This window comes from Frankia sp. AgKG'84/4 (assembly GCF_023242965.2).
GTDB lineage: Bacteria > Actinomycetota > Actinomycetes > Frankiales > Frankiaceae > Frankia.
Genome location: NZ_JALKFU020000323.1, coordinates 1 through 5951 on the forward strand (window position 1 = coordinate 1; position 5951 = coordinate 5951).

3 protein-coding genes and 1 pseudogene are annotated in these 5951 nt (G+C 68.6%); 3 read left to right on the forward strand and 1 reads right to left on the reverse strand.

Annotation, left to right across the window (positions count from 1 at the left end; translation table 11 throughout):
- Positions 1-577 precede the first annotated feature (577 nt).
- Positions 578-2554, forward strand: a complete 1977-nt coding sequence (thrS, locus tag MXD58_RS18045) for a threonine--tRNA ligase (protein ID WP_248837176.1) — start codon at positions 578-580, stop codon at positions 2552-2554.
- Positions 2555-2650: 96 nt separating this feature from the next.
- On the opposite strand, the gene MXD58_RS18050 is transcribed toward thrS, so the two are convergent.
- Complete coding sequence (locus tag MXD58_RS18050) at positions 2651-3148, reverse strand: Shedu anti-phage system protein SduA domain-containing protein (protein ID WP_248837177.1); 498 nt, start codon at positions 3146-3148, stop codon at positions 2651-2653.
- A 909-nt stretch (positions 3149-4057) separates the two neighbouring features.
- On the opposite strand from MXD58_RS18050, the gene MXD58_RS18055 reads away from it, so the two are divergent.
- A complete protein-coding gene (locus MXD58_RS18055; protein ID WP_248821433.1) occupies positions 4058-5416 on the forward strand; it encodes a glutamine synthetase family protein in 1359 nt (452 codons plus the stop codon).
- Positions 5417-5426: 10 nt separating this feature from the next.
- Positions 5427-5951, forward strand: a pseudogene (locus MXD58_RS18060) (hypothetical protein); the annotation flags it as partial.

Genomic DNA, 5951 nt, shown 5'->3' on the forward strand with positions numbered 1-5951 from the left:
GTCGCCGGCGGGCCAGGTGGTCTCGCCGGTCAGGCCGGGCGCCCGTACAGCGTGGGAGGGCCGTTGCGACTGGGCGGTCCGACCGGCGGCGGCGCGTACAGCGTGAGCGGTCCGCGCGGCGCGGGTGGTCGACCGAACGGTGACGGTCCGCGCGATGGTGGCGGTACGCCAGCGGTGGTCAGTCCGCGCGGCACGGAAGGCCCGAAGAGCGGGGGCGGTCCGCGTGGCGCGAGTCGTCCGCGCCGTGGTGGCTCCGCCGGGTCCGAGCCCGCCGGGTTAGCCGGCGCCGGGTGGCCTGTCATCGGGGCGTACGGCGGGGCGCAGATCGGGACCGGGACCCTGGGCGGCCAGGGTGTGCCGGGCCTCACCGGCGTGCGGTAGCCGCGAGGTGGCCAGGTGACCAGCCGCCGCGGCTGAGGCCGTCACCCTGAGTACAAATGCGTTGGGGTCGCTCCCGACCACGGGTAGCATCGCCAGCGGGCCAGGAAGGTCCGTCGTGGGGCCGCCCGCCAGGCCGGTCACCCTTCGCCGGTGGTGCGATCCCGCGCACGCGTCTAGCGCTGTCAGGAGAATCTCGGTGTCCGACGTCCGCGTTACCGTTCAGCACGCGCAGGAGAGCGATCCGCGGGTGGTGCCGACCGGGACGACGGCCGCCGATCTGTTCGCCGAGAACCGTGCGGTCATCGCCGCGGTGGTCGACGGGCAGCAGCGTGATCTCGCTCATGTTCTCACCGACGGCGCGGTCGTCGAACCGATCGTCATCGACTCCCCGGCCGGGCGCGCGATCGTGCGTCACTCCGCCGCCCACGTTGTCGCTCAGGCCGTCCAGGAGCTTTTCCCGAAGGCGCGGCTCGGTATCGGCCCGCCCATCGAGAACGGGTTCTACTACGACTTCGACGTCGAGACTCCGTTCACCCCGGACGATCTGAAGGCGATCGAAAAGAAAGCGCAGGCCATCATCAAGTCCGGCCAGCGTTTCTCCCGCCGGGTGGTCACCGACGAGCAGGCCCGCGCGGAACTCGCCGACGAGCCGTACAAGATCGAGCTGATCGGGCTGAAGTCGAGTGCCGGGGACGACGCCGAGGCGAGCGTCGAGGTCGGCGCCGGTGAGCTGACGATCTATGACAACCTGGACGCGAAGTCCGGCGAGCTGTGTTGGAAGGACCTCTGCCGGGGTCCGCACGTGCCGACCACCCGGGCCATTCCCGCGTTCGCCGTGCTGCGTTCGGCGGCCGCCTACTGGCGGGGCAGCGAGAAGAACCCGCAGCTGCAGCGGATCTACGGCACCGCCTGGGAGTCCCGGGAGGCGCTGAAGGACTATCAGACCCGCCTGGCCGAAGCCGAGCGGCGCGACCACCGCCGCCTCGGCGCGGAACTGGACCTGTTCTCCTTCCCGACCGAGATCGGTCCCGGGCTGTCGGTGTTCCACCCCAAGGGCGGCGCGATCCGTACCGCCATGGAGGACTACGCGCGCCGCCGCCACGTCGAGGCCGGTTACTCGTTCGTCAACACCCCGCACATCACCAAGTCCGAGCTCTACGAGATCTCCGGGCACCTCGACTGGTTCGCCGACGGCATGTACCCGCCCATGCAGCTCGACGGCGGCACCGACTACTACCTCAAGCCGATGAACTGCCCGATGCACATCCTGATCTTCCGGTCCCGCGGCCGGTCGTACCGGGAGCTGCCGTTGCGGCTGTTCGAGTTCGGCACGGTCTACCGGTACGAGAAGTCCGGCGTGGTGCACGGCCTGACCCGGGTGCGCGGCCTCACCCAGGACGACGCGCACCTGTTCTGTACCCGCGAGCAGCTGCCCACCGAGCTCGATGGCACGCTGACCTTCGTGCTCGGGCTGTTGCGCGACTACGGCCTCGACGACTTCTACCTGGAGCTGTCGACCAGGCCGGAAGGCAAGGCCGTCGGCACCGACGAGGAGTGGGCCGAGGCGACCGAACTGCTGCGCGAGGCCGCGCAGAAGCAGGACCTCGAGCTGGTGATGGATGAGGGCGGCGGCGCGTTCTACGGGCCGAAGATCTCCGTCCAGGCCCGGGACGCGATCGGCCGCACCTGGCAGCTCTCGACCGTGCAGGTCGACTTCCAGCTACCGCAGCGTTTCGACCTCGAATACCAGGCGGCCGACGGCACCCGCAAGCGTCCGTTCATGATTCACCGGGCGCTGTTCGGCACGATCGAGCGTTTCCTCGCCATCCTGCTCGAGCACTACGCCGGTGCCCTGCCGCCGTGGCTCGCCCCGGTGCAGGTCGTCGGCATCCCGATCACCGACGAGCACGTGCCGTACCTCGACGAGATCGGCCGCCGCCTGGCCGCGAAGGGCATCCGGGTGGAGGTCGACTCCTCCGACGACCGGATGCAGAAGAAGATCCGCACGGCGCAGAAGCAGAAGGTCCCGTTCATGCTGCTTGCCGGCGATGAGGACGTCTCGCAGGGCGCGGTGTCCTTCCGCTTCCGCGACGGCACCCAGCGCAACGGCGTGCCCGTCGACGAGGCCATCGCCGAGATCCTCGACGCCGTCGACCGCCGCATCCAGGTCTGAGTCTCCAGAGCGCGGAACAACATCGGCGCGCCGTAGCGGACGACCCTGGTGGTGCGAAATCGGCCACGACCAGGATCCGACCGCGACGGCGCGCCGTCACGCGTCCAGCGTCAACGATCGTTCGGCACTGTCGATAACGTCGTCGTACGTTCGGACGTCGATCCGGCTCAGATAACTGTTGTAGACCCGCAGGGCCTCCCGGTGGGTCTGCTCCTGATGCCTCGGCTGAAATAAGGCGTTGCCTATGATCACGGTCGCGCTCGCTCGGCGGGTGTCGACGGAGAACTCCGACCGGATGGCGTCACGCTGCTCGTCCAGTGCGTTCAGACACTGCATGACCTGGCCCACGGCCTCGTTGACCTCCGCCGAAACGACGGCGGACTGTGGCGAGCCGAATCGGAGGACTGGCGCTGACGGCCGTTTCAACTCGACCAGGTGTAGCACTCCGTCGGGGCGTAGCAACGGGCTGTCGATCTCGTGGAGGGCGGTGAGTCGCCGCCGTGCAGCTCTGCCGATGAATTCGCCGCCGAAGACCCAGTACGCGTCCTCCATCGCCCGCTGGACGTCCGCCTCGCTCGTTGCGCTGTCGTTCACCAGCGTGCGGAGGCGATGGAGTCGGCCCAGGCGAAGCTGGTACAGACGGTTGACCAGGTCCTGTTCCGGCCCCTGATCCGTGACGCCCGGGGCAGACCGAGGACCGGGGGCGCACCTTGTGGAGCAGACCGCTGTCCGCCATCTCCAGCAACGATGTCTCCGTGACCCAGCGCGCCTCGTCCAGTGTCATGCTGACCACGGAGTAACGGCCTGTTCTCCGGTCCTCGACGACGTCGAGTGCTGCCTGGCTGATGATCCGAAAATACTCGCGGGTGTCCTCGACAGTCGAACCGGGTTCTTCGGTGAGCAGTTCGTCCAGCCAGTATCCGGCCATTTCGGCTGTGGTGGAGGACTGCGGACGTACGGCTTCAAGCATTCTCTGCCTGATTCCCGGAAATATGTTGTACTTGCGTTCGAAGGACACAACTCTCAGTTGGCCGGTGGCATAGCTGATCGCGTCGGTAAGACGGTCGGCATCGCGGCGGGTGCCCGCTTCGGCCGCCTCGTCTCGCGCGAATTTCAGCAGTCGCAGTAGCTGTAGCCCGCCACGCCCAGCCGCCAGATGGTCGAGCACGTCCTGAAGTGACGGGCGGAGGCGGGGTGCCGTCGATGCGGTCATGTCCTCGATGAAGTACCGCAGGGTGCTGTCGACGCGGACTGGCAATGGATCTCCTGGCTGGGTCAGGAAGGTGATGAGACGATGATCCCGTGGGCGGTCTGGCTCGGCCTGACAGGGCGATGCGCCGCCGGACTACCGTGGACGAACACGGTGTGTTGATGATTCGTCGCTCGCGGCCAAGGCCAGTATGAGGATGGATGTTCTCGCTATGGTCAGGTCAGATCTGACAAGGCGCCAGGCCAAGCCGGACGGGCCGTATCGTCGAGTCCTCACCTCAGCGTGGAGGCACCGTGGACAAGCAGCAGGAGTTCGTGCTTCGGACTCTGGAGGAACGGGACATCCGCTTCGTGCGGCTGTGGTTCACTGACGTGCTCGGTTACCTGAAGTCCGTGGAGATCGCGCCGGCTGAGCTGGAGGGGGCGCTGTCCGAGGGCATCGGGTTCGACGGCTCCGCGATCGAGGGCTTCGCCCGGGTGCACGAGGCCGACATGCTGGCCCGGCCGGATCCGTCCACGTTCCAGGTGCTGCCGTGGCGGGGTGAACATCCGCTGACCGCGCGGATGTTCTGTGACCTGATCATGCCGGACGGAGCGCCGGCCGCCACCGACTCGCGCTGGGTGCTGCGTCGTACCCTCGCCCGCGCTGCCGATGCCGGATTCACCTTTTACACCCATCCGGAAATCGAGTTCTTCCTCCTGAAGGAACCGCCGAAGCGGGGCGGGCCGATGCCGCCGCCGGTCGACGAGTCGGGCTACTTCGACCTCACCCCGAACGACATCAGCCACGATTTCCGCCAGCAGGCCATCAGCATGCTCGAGCGCCTCGGTATCTCGGTGGAGTTCAGTCACCACGAGGTCGCGCCCGGCCAGCAGGAGATCGACCTGCGCTACGCCGACGCCCTCACCATCGCCGACAACATCATGACCTTCCGCCAGGTGGTGAAGGAGGTCGCGCTGCGCCAGGGCATCTACGCCACCTTCATGCCCAAGCCGTACGGCGACCAGGCCGGCTCCGGGATGCACACCCACCTGAGCCTGTTCGAGGGCGACCGCAACGCCTTCCACGATCCGACCGACGAGTACCAGCTCTCCAAAGTTGCCAAGGCGTTCATCGCCGGCCTGCTCACGCACGCGGCCGAGATCACCGCGGTGACCAACCAGTGGGTGAACTCCTACAAGCGGCTCATCGGCGACCAGCGGGTCGGTGAGGTGCTGGAGGCGCCCGCCTACGTCTGCTGGGGACACAACAACCGGTCCGCGTTGGTCCGCGTGCCCCTGTACAAGCTGCACAAGTCGCAGGCCACCCGGGTCGAGTTCCGGCTGCCGGACAGCGCCTGCAACCCGTACCTGACCTTCGCTCTGGTGCTGGCCGCCGGGCTGCGCGGGGTGCAGGGCGGCTACGAACTGCCACCGCCGTCCACCGACGACGTGTGGACGCTCACCGACGAGCAGCGCCGGGAGCGGGGGATCACCGCGCTGCCGGGCTCGCTGGCCGACGCGATCACGGTGATGGAGAAGTCCACGCTGGTGCGGGAGACCCTCGGCGACGAACTGTTCGAGTTCTTCCTGCGCAACAAGCGGGCCGAGTGGCAGGACTACCGACGGCAGGTCACCCCGTTCGAGATCGACCGGTACCTGCCCGTCCTGTGAGCGGGCTGCCATGCGGATCGACGCGTCCTGGGCGGCCCCCCGCACCGGTCCGGTGAACGGCCCGGCGACGTCCGCCGCCGAACCGCTGCCCGCACATCCGCGGGGCAGCTCGCCCGGCGCGCAGCTCGCCCGGCTCGGCTTCACCGACGTCGAACGGGTGGCAGCGACCATGGGCCGCCTCGGCCTGCTCCCCACAGCCGGCGCCGCTGGCAGCGGCAGTGGCGTCAGCGGCAGTGGCGTCAGCGGAGGTGGCGCTGGTAGTGCTGACGCCGTGGCGGCGGCCAATCCGGTCGTCGCCGCGCTGGCCGCGGCCGCCGATCCCGACCTGGCGCTCGCCGCGCTGGAACGTCTCGTCGATGCTCTCGGCCCGGTCGAGGGGCCGCGGCTGCTCGCGGCGATGGCTCGGGAGGACGGGCTGCGGGCACGGTTGAGCGCGGTGCTGGGCGCGAGCCGCGCCCTGGGGTTCGGCGGCAGCGAGATGATGATCGGGATGCCGGAGCCGATGGTCTCGTTGAGCAGGCTCAGCGCCAGGGTG